This is a genomic window from Streptomyces sp. NPDC001068 (assembly GCF_042897315.1).
Classification (GTDB): Bacteria; Actinomycetota; Actinomycetes; order Streptomycetales; family Streptomycetaceae; genus Streptomyces.
Map to the genome: position 1 here is coordinate 388,651 of NZ_JBIAYD010000007.1, position 16,136 is coordinate 404,786.

The following is a 16,136-nucleotide window of genomic DNA, read 5'->3' on the forward strand; positions in this document are numbered from 1 at the left end:
CCCACGCCTGCCCGTAATCTCCCCATATGTGAACTGCCTTACGGAGCCTGACAGATGCAGCGTCATCTCATCTCGGCCGCCGACCTCACCCGCGACGACGCCGTCCTGATCCTCGACACCGCCGAGGAGATGGCCCGGGTCGCCGACCGGCCGATCAAGAAACTGCCGACCCTGCGCGGCCGCACCGTGGTCAACCTCTTCTTCGAGGACTCGACCCGGACCCGGATCTCCTTCGAGGCCGCCGAGAAGCGGCTGTCGGCGGACGTCATCAACTTCACCGCCAAGGGGTCGAGCGTCTCCAAGGGCGAGTCCCTGAAGGACACCGCCCAGACCCTGGAGGCCATGGGCGTCGACGCCGTCGTCATCCGGCACGGCGCCTCCGGAGCCCCCTACCGCCTCGCCAACTCCGGCTGGATCGACGCCGCCGTCATCAACGCCGGCGACGGCACCCACCAGCACCCCACCCAGGCCCTCCTGGACGCCTTCACCATGCGGCGCAGGCTGGTCGGCCGGGACGCCGGGATAGGGCAGGACCTGGCCGGGCGGCGCATCACGATCGTCGGCGACGTCCTGCACAGCCGCGTCGCCCGCTCCAACGTCGACCTGCTGCACACCCTCGGCGCCGAGGTCACCCTCGTCGCCCCGCCCACCCTGGTGCCGGTCGGCGTCGGGAACTGGCCCTGCGAGGTCTCCTACGACCTCGACGCCGTCCTCCCCAAGTCCGACGCCGTGATGATGCTGCGCGTCCAGCGCGAGCGCATGAACGCCGCGTTCTTCCCGACCGAGCGCGAGTACTCGCGGCGGTACGGCCTCGACGGCGAGCGGATGGCGCGGATGCCCGAACACGCCATCGTGATGCACCCCGGCCCGATGGTCCGGGGCATGGAGATCACCGCCGAGGTCGCCGACTCCGAACGCTGCACCGTCGTCGAGCAGGTCGCCAACGGGGTCTCCATCCGGATGGCCGTCCTCTACCTCCTGCTCGGCGGCAACGAACCCGCCGTCAGCCACGCCCGCACCATCGAGGAGAAGTAACACCCATGAGCAAGATCCTGATCCGTGGTGCGAAGGTGCTCGGCGGTGAGCCGCAGGACGTCCTGATCGACGGCGAGACGATCGCCGAGGTGGGCGTGATCCCGCAGGCCGAGGCCAACCAGGTCGTCGAGGCGGACGGCAAGGTGCTCCTGCCGGGCCTGGTCGACCTGCACACCCACCTGCGGGAGCCGGGCCGCGAGGACTCCGAGACCGTGCTGACCGGCACCCGCGCGGCCGCGAGCGGCGGCTACACGGCCGTGTTCGCCATGGCCAACACCTTCCCGGTCGCGGACACCGCCGGCGTGGTCGAGCAGGTCTACCGGCTCGGGCAGGAGCACGGCTACTGCGACGTCCAGCCCATCGGCGCCGTCACCGTCGGCCTCGAGGGCAAGAAGCTCGCCGAACTCGGGGCCATGCACGAGTCGGCCGCCGGGGTCACCGTCTTCTCCGACGACGGCAAGTGCGTCGACGACGCCGTGATCATGCGCCGCGCCCTGGAGTACGTGAAGGCCTTCGGCGGAGTCGTCGCCCAGCACGCGCAGGAGCCGCGGCTGACCGAGGGCGCCCAGATGAACGAGGGCGTGGTCTCCGCCGAGCTGGGGCTCGGCGGCTGGCCGGCCGTCGCCGAGGAGTCGGTCATCGCGCGGGACGTCCTGCTCGCCGAGCACGTCGGCTCCCGCGTCCACATCTGCCACCTGTCGACCGCGGGCTCCGTCGAGATCGTCCGCTGGGCCAAGTCCCGCGGCATCGACGTCACCGCCGAGGTCACCCCGCACCACCTGCTCCTCACCGACGAACTGGTGCGGTCCTACAACCCGGTCTACAAGGTCAACCCGCCGCTGCGCACCGAGCGCGACGTCGTGGCGCTGCGCGAGGCGCTGGCCGACGGCACCATCGACATCGTCGCCACCGACCACGCCCCGCACCCGCACGAGGACAAGGACTGCGAGTGGGCCGCGGCCGCCATGGGGATGGTCGGCCTGGAGACCGCGCTGTCGGTGGTGCAGGAGACGATGGTGGACACCGGCCTGCTGACCTGGGCCGGTGTCGCCGACCGGATGTCCTTCGCGCCCGCCCGGATCGGACGGGCCGCCGGTCACGGCCGTCCCGTCTCGGCAGGCGAGCCCGCCAACCTCGTCCTCGTCGACACGGAATACCGTGGTCCGGTGGACCCCGCGGGCTTCGCCTCGCGCAGCCGCAACACCCCCTACGAGGGGCGTGAGCTGCCGGGCCGTGTCACCCACACGTGGCTGCGGGGCAAGGCGACGCTCGTGGACGGGAAGCTGACGTGACACCTCTGATCCTGCTGGCCGACGACAAGAAGTCGGCCGCGGTCACCGACTGGTCCGCCCGCATCGGCTGGCTGGTCGGCCTCGCCCTGTTCGTCGCGCTCGTCTACTGGCTGATGCGCGAGGGCTGGAAGTGGCGCGGCACCCTCCAGGGCGACCTGCCGGAGCTGCCCACCGCGCCGGAGAACCCCGGCGAGGCGAGACTGACGATGAGCGGCCGCTACCACGGCTCCACCACCGCCGGGCAGTGGCTGGACCGCATCGTGGCCCGCGGCCTCGGCTCCCGCAGCCGGGCCGAGCTCACCCTGACCGACGCGGGCCTGGACGTCGTACGCCCCGGGGCGAACGACTTCTTCATCCCCGCCGCCGCGCTCCGCGAGGCCCTGCTCGGCAAGGGCATCGCGGGCAAGGTCCTCACCGAGGGCGGACTGCTCGTGGTGACCTGGCAACACGGCGACCGGCTGATCGACTCCGGATTCCGCTCGGACCACGCGGCCGAGCACACCGAGTGGGTCGACGCCGTCAACTCCATGATCAAGACACCCAGCACGGAAGGCGCCGAACGATGACGACCTCCACCAGGGGAGCCGGCCAGGCTCCCGCCGTACTCGTCCTGGAGGACGGCCGCATCTTCCGCGGCCGCGCCTACGGGGCCGTGGGGGAGACCTTCGGCGAGGCCGTGTTCTCCACCGGCATGACCGGCTACCAGGAGACCCTCACCGACCCGTCCTACGACCGCCAGATCGTGGTCGCCACCGCCCCGCAGATCGGCAACACCGGCTGGAACGACGAGGACGACGAGTCCAGCCGCATCTGGGTCTCCGGCTACGTCGTGCGCGATCCCTCGCGCGTGCCCTCCAACTGGCGCGCCAAGCGCTCCCTGGACGACGAGCTGGTCGCGCAGGGCGTGGTCGGCATCTCCGGGATCGACACCCGGGCCCTCACCCGCCACCTGCGCGAGCGGGGCTCGATGCGCGCCGGCGTCTTCTCCGGCGAGGCGATCGCCGCCGACGCCGAACTGGTCGCGCGCGTGCAGGCCCAGCCGCACATGAAGGGCGCCTCGCTCTACGAGGAGGTCGCCACCAAGGAGGCGTACGTCGTCCCCGCGGTCGGGGAGAAGCGGTTCACCGTGGCCGCCGTCGACCTCGGGATCAAGGGCATGACCCCGCAGCGGATGGCCGAGCGCGGCATCGAGGTGCACGTGCTGCCGGCCACCGCCACCGAGGACGACGTCTACGCCGTCGCTCCCGACGGGGTGTTCTTCTCCAACGGCCCCGGCGACCCGGCCACGGCCGACGGCCCGGTGGCCCTGATGAGTGCCGTCCTGGCGCGGAAGACCCCGCTGTTCGGCATCTGCTTCGGCAACCAGATCCTCGGCCGCGCGCTCGGCTTCGGCACCTACAAGCTGAAGTACGGCCACCGGGGCATCAACCAGCCGGTCCAGGACCGTACGACCGGCAAGGTCGAGGTCACCGCGCACAACCACGGCTTCGCCGTGGACGCCCCGCTCGACCGGGTCAGCGAGACGGAGTTCGGCCGCGCCGAGGTCTCGCACGTGTGCCTCAACGACGACGTCGTGGAGGGGCTGCAGCTGCTCGACCAGCCGGCCTTCTCCGTCCAGTACCACCCCGAAGCGGCAGCCGGCCCGCACGACGCCGCCTACCTGTTCGACCGCTTCGTCTCCCTGATGGAGGGCCAGCGTGCCTAAGCGCACCGACATCCAGTCCGTCCTGGTCATCGGCTCCGGCCCGATCGTCATCGGGCAGGCCGCCGAGTTCGACTACTCCGGCACCCAGGCCTGCCGCGTACTGCGCGCCGAGGGCCTGCGGGTCGTCCTGGTCAACTCCAACCCGGCGACGATCATGACCGACCCGGAGATCGCCGACGCGACCTACGTCGAGCCGATCACCCCAGAGTTCGTCGAGAAGATCATCGCCAAGGAGCGCCCCGACGCCCTGCTGCCCACCCTGGGCGGCCAGACGGCCCTGAACACCGCCATCGCGCTGGACAAGAACGGCGTCCTCGCCAAGTACGGCGTCGAGCTGATCGGCGCCAACGTCGAGGCCATCAACAAGGGCGAGGACCGCGACCTCTTCAAGGAGGTCGTGGAGGAGGTCCGCCGCAAGATCGGCCACGGCGAGTCCGCCCGCTCCGTCATCTGCCACACCATGGACGAGGTCATCGCGGGCGTCGAGGAACTCGGCGGCGGCTACCCGGTCGTGGTGCGCCCCTCCTTCACCATGGGCGGTGCCGGCTCCGGCTTCGCCCACGACGAGGAGGAGCTGCGCCGCATCGCGGGCCAGGGCCTGACCCTCTCGCCGACCACCGAGGTGCTCCTGGAGGAGTCCATCCTCGGCTGGAAGGAGTACGAGCTGGAGCTGATGCGCGACAAGCACGACAACGTCGTGGTCGTCTGCTCCATCGAGAACTTCGACCCGATGGGCGTCCACACCGGCGACTCGATCACCGTCGCCCCCTCCATGACGCTCACCGACCGCGAGTACCAGATCCTGCGGGACATCGGCATCGCCGTGATCCGCGAGGTCGGCGTGGACACCGGCGGCTGCAACATCCAGTTCGCGGTCAACCCCGAGGACGGCCGGGTCATCGTCATCGAGATGAACCCCCGTGTCTCGAGGTCCTCGGCGCTCGCCTCCAAGGCCACCGGCTTCCCGATCGCGAAGATCGCCGCCAAGCTGGCCGTCGGCTACACCCTCGACGAGATCCCCAACGACATCACGCAGGAGACCCCGGCCTCCTTCGAGCCCACGCTCGACTACGTGGTCGTCAAGGCCCCGCGCTTCGCGTTCGAGAAGTTCCCGCAGGCCGACTCCACGCTGACCACGACCATGAAGTCGGTCGGCGAGGCGATGGCCATCGGCCGCAACTTCCCCGAGGCCTTCCAGAAGGCGCTGCGCTCGCTGGAGAAGAAGGGCAGCCAGTTCACGTTCGTCGGCGACCCCGGCGACAAGGAGACCCTGCTGCACGAGGCGGTGCGGCCCACCGACGGCCGGATCAACGCGGTCATGCAGGCCATCCGCGCGGGCGCCACCCCCGAGGAGGTCTTCGAGTACACGAAGATCGACCCGTGGTTCGTGGACCAGCTCTTCCTGATCAAGGAGATCGCGGACGAGCTGGCGGCCGCCGCCGAACTCACTCCCGACCTGCTCGCCGAGGCCAAGCGGCACGGTTTCTCCGACCAGCAGATCGGCGAGATCCGCGGCCTGCGCGAGGACGTCGTCCGCGAGGTCAGGCACGCGCTCGGCGTCCGTCCGGTCTACAAGACGGTCGACACCTGCGCGGCCGAGTTCGCCGCGAAGACGCCGTACTTCTACTCCTCCTACGACGAGGAGACCGAGGTCGCGCCCCGCGAGAAGCCGGCCGTCATCATCCTGGGCTCCGGTCCCAACCGCATCGGCCAGGGCATCGAGTTCGACTACTCCTGCGTGCACGCCTCCTTCGCGCTGTCGGAAGCCGGGTACGAGACCGTGATGGTCAACTGCAACCCGGAGACCGTCTCCACCGACTACGACACCTCCGACCGGCTGTACTTCGAGCCGCTCACCCTGGAGGACGTCCTGGAGATCGTGCACGCCGAGCAGCAGGCCGGACCGGTCGCCGGCGTCGTGGTCCAGCTGGGCGGACAGACCCCGCTGGGCCTGTCGCAGGCCCTCAAGGACAACGGCGTGCCGATCGTCGGCACCTCCCCCGAGGCCATCCACGCGGCCGAGGACCGGGGCGCGTTCGGCAGGGTCCTCGCGGAGGCCGGCCTGCCGGCGCCCAAGCACGGCACCGCCACCACCTTCGCCGAGGCCAAGGCCATCGCCGACGAGATCGGCTACCCGGTCCTCGTGCGGCCGTCGTACGTCCTCGGCGGCCGGGGCATGGAGATCGTCTACGACGAGACCCGCCTCGCCTCCTACATCGCCGAGTCGACCGAGATCAGCCCCTCCCGGCCGGTGCTCGTCGACCGGTTCCTCGACGACGCGATCGAGATCGACGTCGACGCGCTCTACGACGGTGAGGAGCTCTACCTCGGCGGCGTCATGGAGCACATCGAGGAGGCCGGCATCCACTCCGGCGACTCGGCGTGCGCCCTGCCGCCGATCACCCTGGGCGGCTTCGACATCAAGCGCCTGCGGGCCTCGACCGAGGCCATCGCCAAGGGCGTCGGCGTACGCGGCCTGATCAACATCCAGTTCGCGATGGCCGGGGACATCCTCTACGTCCTGGAGGCCAACCCGCGCGCGTCCCGTACCGTGCCCTTCACCTCCAAGGCGACCGCGGTGCCGCTGGCGAAGGCCGCCGCCCGGATCTCGCTGGGCGCGACCGTCGCCGAACTGCGCGCCGAGGGGCTGCTTCCGGCCCGCGGCGACGGCGGCGAACTGCCCTTCGACGCGCCGATCTCCGTCAAGGAGGCGGTCATGCCGTGGTCGCGGTTCCGGGACATCCAGGGGCGCGGTGTGGACACCGTGCTCGGCCCGGAGATGCGCTCCACCGGCGAGGTCATGGGCATCGACTCGGTCTTCGGCACGGCGTACGCCAAGTCGCAGGCGGGTGCCTACGGCCCGCTGCCGACCAAGGGCCGCGCCTTCATCTCGGTCGCCAACCGCGACAAGCGCTCGATGATCTTCCCGGCCCGTGAGCTGGTCGCCCACGGCTTCGAGCTGCTCGCCACGTCGGGCACGGCCGAGGTGCTCAAGCGCAACGGCATCAACGCGACGGTGGTGCGCAAGCAGTCGGACGGCGTCGGGCCGAACGGCGAGCGGACGATCGTCCAGCTCATCCACGACGGCGAGGTCGATCTCATCGTCAACACCCCGTACGGCACGGGTGGTCGCCTGGACGGGTACGAGATCCGGACGGCCGCGGTGGCCCGGTCGGTGCCGTGTCTGACGACGGTGCAGGCGCTGGCGGCGGCCGTGCAGGGGATCGACGCGCTGAATCACGGAGGCGTGGGCGTGCGGTCGCTGCAGGAGCATGCGGAGACGCTGACGGCCGCGCGGGACTGATAGGCCGTAGGTCGGCTGCGGGCCGGTTGCGGCCGGTCGCGCAGTTCCCCGCGCCCCCTTCGGGGCGCGTTGCCCAGCTGTCGACATGGGGGGCACCGAACTCGGTGTCCCCCTTCGCACGAGGACTCCATGTACAAGATCTTCTTCAACCTCGTTTTCAAGCGGATGGACCCGGAGCGGGCGCACCACCTCGCCTTCCGGTGGATCCGGCTGGCGGCCCGCGTCCCCGTGCTGCGCACCTTCGTCGCCGCCGCGCTCGCGCCCCGGTACAAGGAACTGCGCACCGAGGCCTTCGGGCTGCGCATGCACGGGCCCTTCGGGCTGGCCGCCGGCTTCGACAAGAACGCCGTCGCGATCGACGGGATGTCGATGCTCGGGTTCGACCACGTCGAGATCGGCACCGTGACCGGTGAGGCACAGCCCGGCAACCCCGGGAAGCGGCTGTTCCGGCTGGTCGCCGACCGGGCGCTGATCAACCGCATGGGCTTCAACAACGACGGTTCGCTGACCGTCGCCGCGCGGCTGGCGACCCGTGAGCCCGTCTTCAGGACCGCCGTCGGCGTCAACATCGGCAAGACCAAGGCGGTACCGGAGGCCGAGGCGGTCCGCGACTACGTGAAGTCCGCCGAGCGGCTCGCCCCGTACGCCGACTACCTGGTCGTGAACGTCTCCTCGCCGAACACGCCGGGCCTGCGCAACCTGCAGGCCACAGAGGCGCTCAGGCCGCTGCTCACCGCCGTGCGCGAGGCCGCGGACCGGGTGGCCGCCAACCGCCGGGTGCCGCTGCTGGTCAAGATCGCACCGGACCTCGCCGACGAGGACGTCGACGCCGTCGCCGACCTGGCCGTCGAGCTGGGACTCGACGGGATCATCGCGACCAACACCACCATCGCGCGCGAGGGCCTCGGGCTGCGCTCCGGCCCCGAACTGGTCGGGGAGACCGGGGGGCTGTCGGGGGCGCCGCTGAAGGCGCGGTCCCTGGAGGTGCTGCGGCGGCTGTACGCCCGCGTGGGCGACGAGATCGTCCTGGTCGGGGTCGGGGGCGTGGAGAACGCCGAGGACGCCTGGCAGCGCATCCTGGCCGGTGCCACGCTGGTGCAGGGTTACAGCGCCTTCATCTACGAGGGGCCCTTCTGGGCCCGAGCCGTGCACAAGGGGCTCGCGGCCCGCCTGCGCACCAGCCCGTACGCCACGCTCGCCGACGCCGTCGGCGCCGATGTGAGGACGACCGTATGAGCCCGTTGGAGCCCTTCGGCGCGCGGCTGCGCCGTGCGATGGACGAGCGCGGTCCGCTGTGCGTCGGCATCGACCCGCACGCCTCACTGCTCTGCGAGTGGGGTCTGGACGACGACGTGGCCGGGCTCGAGCGGTTCAGCCGAACCGTGGTGGAGGCGGTGGCCGACCGGGTCGCGGTCATGAAGCCGCAGAGCGCGTTCTTCGAGCGGTTCGGCTCGCGCGGGGTGGCCGTCCTCGAACGGGTCGTGCGGGAGGCGCGGGACGCCGGGACGCTGGTCGTCATGGACGCCAAGCGCGGTGACATCGGCTCCACCATGGCCGGGTACGCGGAGGCCTTCCTGAGCAAGGACGCGCCGCTGTTCTCGGACGCCCTGACCGTGTCGCCGTACCTCGGCTACGGCTCGCTCAGCCCGGCCGTGGCGCTGGCCAGGGAGAGCGGGGCCGGGCTGTTCGTCCTGGCGCTGACCTCGAATCCCGAGGGTCCCGAGGTGCAGCACGCGGTGCGCGGGGACGGCCGGACGGTCGGTGCGACCATGCTGGCCCACCTGGCCGCCGAGAACGCGGGGGAGGAGCCGCTGGGCTCCTTCGGGGCGGTCGTCGGTGCCACGGTCGGCGACCTGTCGTCGTACGACCTCGACATCAACGGCCCGCTGCTCGCGCCGGGTGTCGGGGCACAGGGGGCGACGGCCGCCGACCTGCCCGCGGTGTTCGGGGCGGCGGTGCGCAACGTGGTTCCAAACGTGAGCCGAGGTGTTTTGCGTCACGGTCCCGATGTCGTGGCCCTCCGGGTGGCCGCGGAGCGGTTCGCGGGTGAGATCCGGGACGTCGTCGCAGGTGGATGAGGACTCCGGCAGGCGCCTCGGACAGCGTTCCGGCGACGGGCCGAGCGTGAATACATCCTCAAATCCAGGGCAGTATGTCCGAAAAGTCTGGCCTCACGGAGGCTGACCAGGACTTTTCCGCTGTTCTCGCTGACTCCGGCGGACTTGCCCGCTAGTCTCCGAGCAGAGTCGCGGGCAAGCGTGTTGCTCGTAGCTCCCCTGGTGTGGGGCGACTAGGTTCCTCACCGGTCCGTATCCGACAGTTCGACATCCGAGGTGACGTAGGCGTGGCTCTTCCGCCCCTTACCCCTGAACAGCGCGCAGCCGCGCTCGAAAAGGCCGCCGCGGCTCGCCGGGAGCGGGCCGAGGTGAAGAATCGACTCAAGCACTCCGGCGCCTCTCTCCACGAGGTCATCAAGCAGGGTCAGGAAAACGACGTCATCGGCAAGATGAAGGTCTCCGCCCTCCTCGAGTCCCTGCCGGGCGTGGGCAAGGTCCGCGCCAAGCAGATCATGGAGCGACTCGGGATCTCCGAGAGCCGCCGGGTCCGTGGTCTCGGTTCCAACCAGATCGCCTCCCTGGAGCGCGAGTTCGGCAGCACCGGCTCCTGATCGCCGGGCTGCCCGGGACACCCGTCCCGGGCAGCCCGCGATTGCTGGAATAATCGCTGCATGGCTGCAACATTCCGGGGGACGACCCCCGAGCCCCCGGACGTACGTCCGCGGCTGACCGTGCTCTCCGGCCCCTCAGGGGTCGGCAAGAGCACGGTCGTCGCTCATATGCGCACGGTGCACCCCGAGGTCTGGCTCTCGGTGTCGGCGACCACCCGCAAGCCCCGCCCGGGCGAGAAGCACGGAGTGCAGTACTTCTTCGTCTCCGACGAGGAGATGGACAAGCTCATCGCCAACGGCGAGCTCCTGGAGTGGGCCGAATTCGCGGGCAACCGCTACGGCACCCCGCGGCAGGCGGTGCTGGAGCACCTGGAGTCCGGCGTACCGGTACTGCTGGAGATCGACCTCCAGGGCGCCCGTCAGGTCCGCGAGACGATGCCGGACGGCCGGCTGGTGTTCCTGGCTCCCCCTTCCTGGGAGGAGCTGGTGCGCAGACTCACCGGACGGGGCACGGAGCCGCCCGAGGTGATCGAGCGCCGTCTGGACGCGGCCAGGATTGAGCTGGCGGCCGAGCCGGAGTTCGACGAGACCCTGGTCAACACCTCCGTCGAGGACGTGGCGCGCGAGCTGCTAGCCTTGATGGACGTTGTGTGATCGTCGCTGATCATTCAGACTGAAATCTTTCCCATCCATCGGAAGGCAGAGCGTGTCCTCTTCCATCACCGCGCCCGAGGGCATCATCAACCCTCCGATCGACGAGCTCCTCGAGGCCACCGACTCGAAGTACAGCCTCGTGATCTACGCGGCCAAGCGCGCCCGTCAGATCAACGCGTACTACTCGCAGCTCGGCGAGGGTCTCCTGGAGTACGTCGGTCCGCTCGTCGACACCCACGTCCACGAGAAGCCGCTCTCCATCGCCCTGCGCGAGATCAACGCGGGTCTGCTGACCTCCGAGGCCGTCGAGGGCCCGGCGCAGTAGTTCCGCGGTAGTACGTTCGTACTGCAGTTGACTTATCCACAGGCCCGGCAGCCGACTGTCGGGCCTGTGGTGTGTGATGGAGTCGTGCGCCGGAGCCGGTGCACGGGAGCCGAGTGCGGGGAGAGACGGTGGACAAGCCGAAGGTCGTGCTGGGAGTCAGCGGTGGCATCGCCGCGTACAAGGCCTGCGAGCTGCTGAGAAGGTTCACCGAGTCGGGCCACGACGTCCGGGTCGTGCCCACTGCCTCCGCGCTGCACTTCGTCGGCGCCGCCACCTGGTCCGCGCTCTCCGGCAACCCCGTCTCCACCGAGGTCTGGGACCGCGTCGAGGAGGTCCCGCACGTCCGGATCGGCCAGCACGCCGACCTGGTCGTGGTCGCCCCCGCCACCGCCGACATGCTCGCCAAGGCGGCCCACGGCCTGGCCGACGACCTGCTCACCAACACCCTCCTCACGGCCCGCTGCCCGGTCGTCTTCGCCCCCGCGATGCACACCGAGATGTGGGAGCACCCGGCCACCCAGGAGAACGTGGCCACGCTGCGCCGGCGCGGCGCCGTCGTCGTCGAGCCGGCGGTCGGCCGGCTCACCGGCGTCGACACCGGAAAGGGACGGCTGCCCGACCCGGCCGAGATCTTCGAGGCCTGCCGCCGCGTCCTGGCCGGAGGGGTGCGGGAGCCCGATCTGGCCGGGCGCCATGTCGTGGTCTCCGCGGGCGGCACCCGCGAACCCCTCGACCCGGTCCGCTTCCTCGGCAACCGCTCCTCCGGCAAGCAGGGCTACGCCCTCGCCCGCACGGCCGCCGCGCGGGGCGCCCGGGTGACGCTGGTCGCCGCCAACACCACCGGCCTGCCCGACCCGGCCGGCGTGGACGTCGTCCCGGTCGGCACGGCCGTGCAGCTGAGGGAGGCCGTGCTGAAGGCGGCCGCCGACGCCGACGCCGTGGTGATGGCCGCCGCCGTCGCCGACTTCCGCCCCGCGGTCTACGCGACCGGGAAGATCAAGAAGAAGGACGGCCAGGAGCCCGAGCCGATCGTCCTGGTGCGGAATCCGGACATCCTCGCGGAGATCTCGGCCGACCGGGCGCGGCCCGGACAGGTGATCGTCGGCTTCGCCGCGGAGACCGACGACGTCCTCGCCAACGGCCGCGCCAAGCTGGCCCGCAAGGGCTGCGACCTGCTCGTGGTGAACGAGGTGGGGGAGCGCAAGACCTTCGGCTCCGAGGAGAACGAGGCCGTGGTGCTCGGCGCCGACGGCAGCGAGACCCCCGTGCCGCACGGGCCCAAGGAGGCCCTCGCCGACATCGTGTGGGATCTGGCGGCGGCCCGATTGGGTTAACGTCCACAGCCCGTCTGTCAACTTCCCCGGACGCCACATTCGGGTGCGGGGGCCCTGTTCAACGCCGCCGCCCATTGGGCACAATGCCCGTGCCGCAGGTCACAGCACTTCCGAGTGTCGAGACAGGTGGGCCCGCGGCGGAGTACGACCGATAAACTGTTCTCGGACGATGCCGGGCGCAGCTCCCCGTGTCGTCCGCCAATGATCAGCCAGCAGCCGCTGCAACCCCAGGGAGCGTTGTGTCCCGTCGCCTGTTCACCTCGGAGTCCGTGACCGAGGGTCACCCCGACAAGATCGCTGACCAGATCAGCGACACCATTCTCGACGCGCTTCTGCGCGAGGACCCGACCTCCCGGGTCGCCGTCGAGACGCTGATCACGACCGGCCTGGTGCACGTGGCCGGCGAGGTCACGACCAAGACGTACGCGGACATCGCGACGCTGGTCCGCAACAAGATCCTCGACATCGGCTACGACTCGTCGAAGAAGGGCTTCGACGGCGCCTCCTGCGGCGTGTCTGTGTCGATCGGCGCGCAGTCCCCGGACATCGCGCAGGGCGTGGACACGGCGTACGAGAACCGGGTCGAGGGCGACGACGACGAGCTCGACAAGCAGGGCGCCGGCGACCAGGGCCTGATGTTCGGCTACGCGACCGACGAGACGCCGACCCTGATGCCGCTGCCGATCTTCCTGGCGCACCGCCTGTCCAAGCGCCTGTCCGAGGTCCGCAAGAACGGCACCATCCCCTACCTGCGCCCCGACGGCAAGACGCAGGTCACCATCGAGTACGACGGCGACAAGGCCGTCCGCCTCGACACGGTCGTCGTCTCCAGCCAGCACGCCTCGGACATCGACCTGGAGTCGCTGCTCGCCCCCGACATCCGCGAGTTCGTCGTGGAGCCGGAGCTCAAGGCCCTGCTGGACGAGGGCATCAAGCTCGACACCGAGGGCTACCGCCTGCTGGTCAACCCGACCGGCCGCTTCGAGATCGGCGGCCCGATGGGCGACGCCGGCCTGACCGGCCGCAAGATCATCATCGACACCTACGGCGGCATGGCCCGCCACGGCGGCGGCGCCTTCTCCGGCAAGGACCCGTCCAAGGTGGACCGTTCCGCCGCCTACGCGATGCGCTGGGTCGCCAAGAACGTCGTCGCGGCGGGCCTCGCCTCCCGCTGCGAGGTCCAGGTGGCCTACGCGATCGGCAAGGCCGAGCCCGTCGGCCTCTTCGTGGAGACCTTCGGCACCGCCAAGGTCGACGCCGAGAAGATCGAGAAGGCGATCGACGAGGTCTTCGACCTGCGTCCGGCCGCGATCATCCGCGACCTCGACCTGCTCCGCCCGATCTACGCGCAGACCGCCGCCTACGGCCACTTCGGCCGTGAACTCCCCGAGTTCACCTGGGAGAAGACGGACCGCGTGGAGGCCCTGCGCAAGGCCGCCGGCCTCTGACCCGCAAGCGCCCCTGACCCCGGCTCCCGCGACCACCGCCCGGTGGACGCGGGAGCCGGGGCCGTTCGGCGCCGCTCACGGCGGGCGCGGCCGATGTCAGTGGCGTTTGGTAAGAATGCAAGCGTGAGCAGCGAGAACGGACAGCGGAGCGGGGGCGCCGACGGGGCGCCGCCGGAGCAGCTCGCGCTCATCCGGGAGAGTGTGCGGGAAGCCAAGGCCCCCCGGGCCAAGCCGCGGACCTGGCGGGGAGCCTCGCTGGCCGAGCGGCTGCCGGTGGCCCGGGTGCTCGTGGACAAGGGCGTGCTCCATCTCGACCGGTACTTCGACTACGCCGTCCCGGCCGAGCTGGACGCCGACGCACAGCCCGGGGTGCGGGTGCGGGTGCGGTTCGGCGCCGGCCGGCACCGGGTGCGGGACGGGCGCCGGGAGGGCGGCGGACTCGTCGACGGGTTCCTCGTGGAGCGACTCGCCGAGTCGGACTACGCGGGACCGCTGGCCGCGCTGGCCCAGGTGGTGTCGCCCGAGCCGGTGCTCGGCGAGGAACTGCTGCGGCTCGCCCGGGCCGTGGCCGACCGGTACGCGGGAAGCCTCGCGGACGTGCTGCAGCTGGCGGTGCCGCCGCGCAGCGCCCGAGCGGAGAAGCGGCCCTGCGCCGAGCCGCTGCCGCCCCCGCCGGTGCCCGACGCCGGCTCCTGGACGCGCTACGAACACGGGCCCGCCTTCGTCGATTCACTGGCCTCCGGCGGCGCGCCGCGAGCGGTGTGGAACGCCCTGCCGGGACCCCGGTGGAGCGAGGAGATCGCCCGCGCCGTCGCCGCCACGCTCGCCTCGGGACGCGGGGCGCTGGTCGTCGTACCGGACGGGCGGACCGCCGCGCGGGTCGACGCGGCGCTGACCGAAGTGCTGGGCGAAGGGCGGCACGCGCTGCTCACGGCCGACGCCGGTCCCGAGAAGCGGTACGCGCAGTGGCTCGCGGTCAGCCGCGGCGCGGTGCGCGCGGTGGTGGGGACGCGGGCCGCCATGTTCGCACCGGTACGCGACCTCGGGCTCGTCGCCATCTGGGACGACGGGGACGACAGCCACAGCGAGCAGCACGCCCCGCAGCCGCATGCCAGGGATGTCCTGCTGCTGCGCGCCGCCCTGGACAAGTGCGCATTCCTGCTGGGGAGTTGGAGCTGCACGGTGGAGGCCGCGCAACTCGTGGAGAACGGCTGGGCGCGGCCCCTGGTGGCCGGCCGGGAACAGGTGCGGCGGGCCGCGCCGCTCGTGCGGACCGTGGGCGACGGGGATCTCGCGCGGGACGAGGCCGCCCGCGCCGCGCGGCTGCCGACGCTCGCCTGGCAGGCCGTCCGGGACGGCCTGCGGCACGGGCCGGTGCTGGTGCAGGTGCCCCGGCGCGGGTACGTGCCGCGGATGGCCTGTGACCGGTGCCGGGCGCCGGCCCGCTGCCGGCACTGCGCGGGCCCGCTGGAGGCACGGGACGCCGGGGCGCTCGCGTGTGGCTGGTGCGGGCGGGCGGAGAGCGACTGGCACTGCCCCGAGTGCGGAGGTTTCCGGCTGCGCGCCCAGGTGGTCGGGGCCCGGCGCACCGCGGAGGAGCTGGGACGGGCGTTTCCCGCCGTGCCGGTACGCACCTCGGGACGCGAGCAGGTGCTGGACACCGTGCCGGGGACGCCCGCGCTGGTCGTGAGCACACCGGGGGCCGAGCCGGTCGCGGAGGGCGGCTACGCGGCGGCCCTGCTGCTGGACGGCTGGGCGATGCTCGGACGGCCCGACCTGCGGGCCGGCGAGGACGCGCTGCGGCGGTGGATCGCGGCCGGGGCACTGGTGCGGCCGCAGGAGGAGGGCGGCACGGTGGTCGTCGTCGCGGAGCCGACGCTGCGACCGGTGCAGGCGCTGGTGCGCTGGGACCCGGTCGGGCACGCCGTCCGGGAACTCGCCGACCGGGCCGAGCTGGGGTTTCCGCCGGTGTCGCGGATGGCGGCGGTGTCGGGTCCGGCGGAGGCGCTCGGCGAGTTCCTCACGACGGCGGAACTGCCTGCGGACGCCGAGGTGCTGGGACCGGTTCCGCTGCCCGTGACGAGAGCCGGTGCGCCTTGGCGGGCGGGCGCGCCACCACCCGGGGAGCACTGGGAGCGGGCGCTGGTGCGGGTGCGGCCGGGGAGCGGTGCCGTGCTGACGGCCGCGCTGAAGGCGGCTCAGGCCGCGCGCATGGCACGCGGGAACGGCGAGACCGTACGGGTGCGGATCGACCCGCCCGACATCGGCTGAGGACTGTCCCGTGATCACCGGTGGGTCGGCGCCCGGCTAGTCCTCGGGGGGGGCGTAGGGCTGGTCCCCGGGGGCGGCGCACGACTGGTCCGCGGTGGGT

Annotated in this window: 13 protein-coding genes; all 13 read left to right on the forward strand. The window is 71.6% G+C overall.

Translation table 11 applies throughout. The features are described 5' to 3' along the window. Positions 1-54 precede the first annotated feature (54 nt). The 13 genes from ACFY3I_RS22020 (at position 55) to ACFY3I_RS22080 (ending at position 16,036) form a co-directional block, all read left to right on the forward strand. Positions 55-1,035: an aspartate carbamoyltransferase catalytic subunit gene (locus tag ACFY3I_RS22020; RefSeq protein ID WP_390862055.1), complete on the forward strand. Its 981-nt coding sequence runs from the start codon at positions 55-57 to the stop codon at positions 1,033-1,035. 5 nt (positions 1,036-1,040) lie between these two features. Further along, positions 1,041-2,327 carry a dihydroorotase gene (locus ACFY3I_RS22025; RefSeq protein WP_390862056.1) on the forward strand — a complete coding sequence of 429 codons (1,287 nt, stop codon included), beginning with the start codon at positions 1,041-1,043 and terminating at the stop codon, positions 2,325-2,327. After that, entirely contained in the window at positions 2,324-2,893 is a 570-nt protein-coding gene (locus tag ACFY3I_RS22030) for a hypothetical protein (RefSeq protein ID WP_365296705.1), read from the forward strand. The genes ACFY3I_RS22025 and ACFY3I_RS22030 overlap by 4 nt, the downstream gene beginning before the upstream one ends. Continuing rightward, positions 2,890-4,032 carry a glutamine-hydrolyzing carbamoyl-phosphate synthase small subunit gene (gene carA, locus ACFY3I_RS22035; protein WP_390862057.1) on the forward strand — a complete coding sequence of 381 codons (1,143 nt, stop codon included), beginning with the start codon at positions 2,890-2,892 and terminating at the stop codon, positions 4,030-4,032. Before ACFY3I_RS22030 ends, carA begins: the two co-directional genes overlap by 4 nt. Then, on the forward strand, positions 4,025-7,336 hold the full coding sequence (carB, locus tag ACFY3I_RS22040) for a carbamoyl-phosphate synthase large subunit (RefSeq protein ID WP_390862058.1): 3,312 nt from the start codon (positions 4,025-4,027) through the stop codon (positions 7,334-7,336). Before carA ends, carB begins: the two co-directional genes overlap by 8 nt. A 129-nt stretch (positions 7,337-7,465) precedes the next feature. After that, complete coding sequence (locus ACFY3I_RS22045) at positions 7,466-8,572, forward strand: quinone-dependent dihydroorotate dehydrogenase (protein ID WP_390862059.1); 1,107 nt, start codon at positions 7,466-7,468, stop codon at positions 8,570-8,572. Continuing rightward, on the forward strand, positions 8,569-9,414 hold the full coding sequence (gene pyrF / locus ACFY3I_RS22050; RefSeq protein ID WP_390862060.1) for an orotidine-5'-phosphate decarboxylase: 846 nt from the start codon (positions 8,569-8,571) through the stop codon (positions 9,412-9,414). Before ACFY3I_RS22045 ends, pyrF begins: the two co-directional genes overlap by 4 nt. Before the next feature lie 266 nt (positions 9,415-9,680). Beyond that, complete coding sequence (locus ACFY3I_RS22055; protein WP_003977346.1) at positions 9,681-10,004, forward strand: integration host factor; 324 nt, start codon at positions 9,681-9,683, stop codon at positions 10,002-10,004. A 60-nt stretch (positions 10,005-10,064) separates the two neighbouring features. Next, entirely contained in the window at positions 10,065-10,658 is a 594-nt protein-coding gene (gene gmk / locus ACFY3I_RS22060) for a guanylate kinase (RefSeq protein WP_365296714.1), read from the forward strand. A 52-nt stretch (positions 10,659-10,710) separates the two neighbouring features. Beyond that, positions 10,711-10,983 carry a DNA-directed RNA polymerase subunit omega gene (rpoZ, locus tag ACFY3I_RS22065; protein ID WP_003982715.1) on the forward strand — a complete coding sequence of 91 codons (273 nt, stop codon included), beginning with the start codon at positions 10,711-10,713 and terminating at the stop codon, positions 10,981-10,983. Positions 10,984-11,111: 128 nt separating this feature from the next. Next, positions 11,112-12,317, forward strand: coding sequence for a bifunctional phosphopantothenoylcysteine decarboxylase/phosphopantothenate--cysteine ligase CoaBC (gene coaBC / locus ACFY3I_RS22070; RefSeq protein WP_390862061.1), 1,206 nt, complete (start codon positions 11,112-11,114; stop codon positions 12,315-12,317). 239 nt (positions 12,318-12,556) lie between these two features. Further along, positions 12,557-13,765, forward strand: coding sequence for a methionine adenosyltransferase (gene metK, locus ACFY3I_RS22075; protein WP_365296718.1), 1,209 nt, complete (start codon positions 12,557-12,559; stop codon positions 13,763-13,765). Positions 13,766-13,888: 123 nt separating this feature from the next. Beyond that, positions 13,889-16,036, forward strand: coding sequence for a primosomal protein N' (locus ACFY3I_RS22080; RefSeq protein ID WP_390862062.1), 2,148 nt, complete (start codon positions 13,889-13,891; stop codon positions 16,034-16,036). Positions 16,037-16,136: the final 100 nt, after the last annotated feature.

Coding starts and splice junctions, on each gene's coding strand:
- ACFY3I_RS22045 (WP_390862059.1), top strand. CDS start 7,466: ATGTACAAGATCTTCTTCAACCTCGTTTTCAAGCGGATGGACCCGGAG.
- carA (WP_390862057.1), top strand. CDS start 2,890: ATGACGACCTCCACCAGGGGAGCCGGCCAGGCTCCCGCCGTACTCGTC.
- ACFY3I_RS22020 (WP_390862055.1), top strand. CDS start 55: ATGCAGCGTCATCTCATCTCGGCCGCCGACCTCACCCGCGACGACGCC.
- ACFY3I_RS22025 (WP_390862056.1), top strand. CDS start 1,041: ATGAGCAAGATCCTGATCCGTGGTGCGAAGGTGCTCGGCGGTGAGCCG.
- gmk (WP_365296714.1), top strand. CDS start 10,065: ATGGCTGCAACATTCCGGGGGACGACCCCCGAGCCCCCGGACGTACGT.
- pyrF (WP_390862060.1), top strand. CDS start 8,569: ATGAGCCCGTTGGAGCCCTTCGGCGCGCGGCTGCGCCGTGCGATGGAC.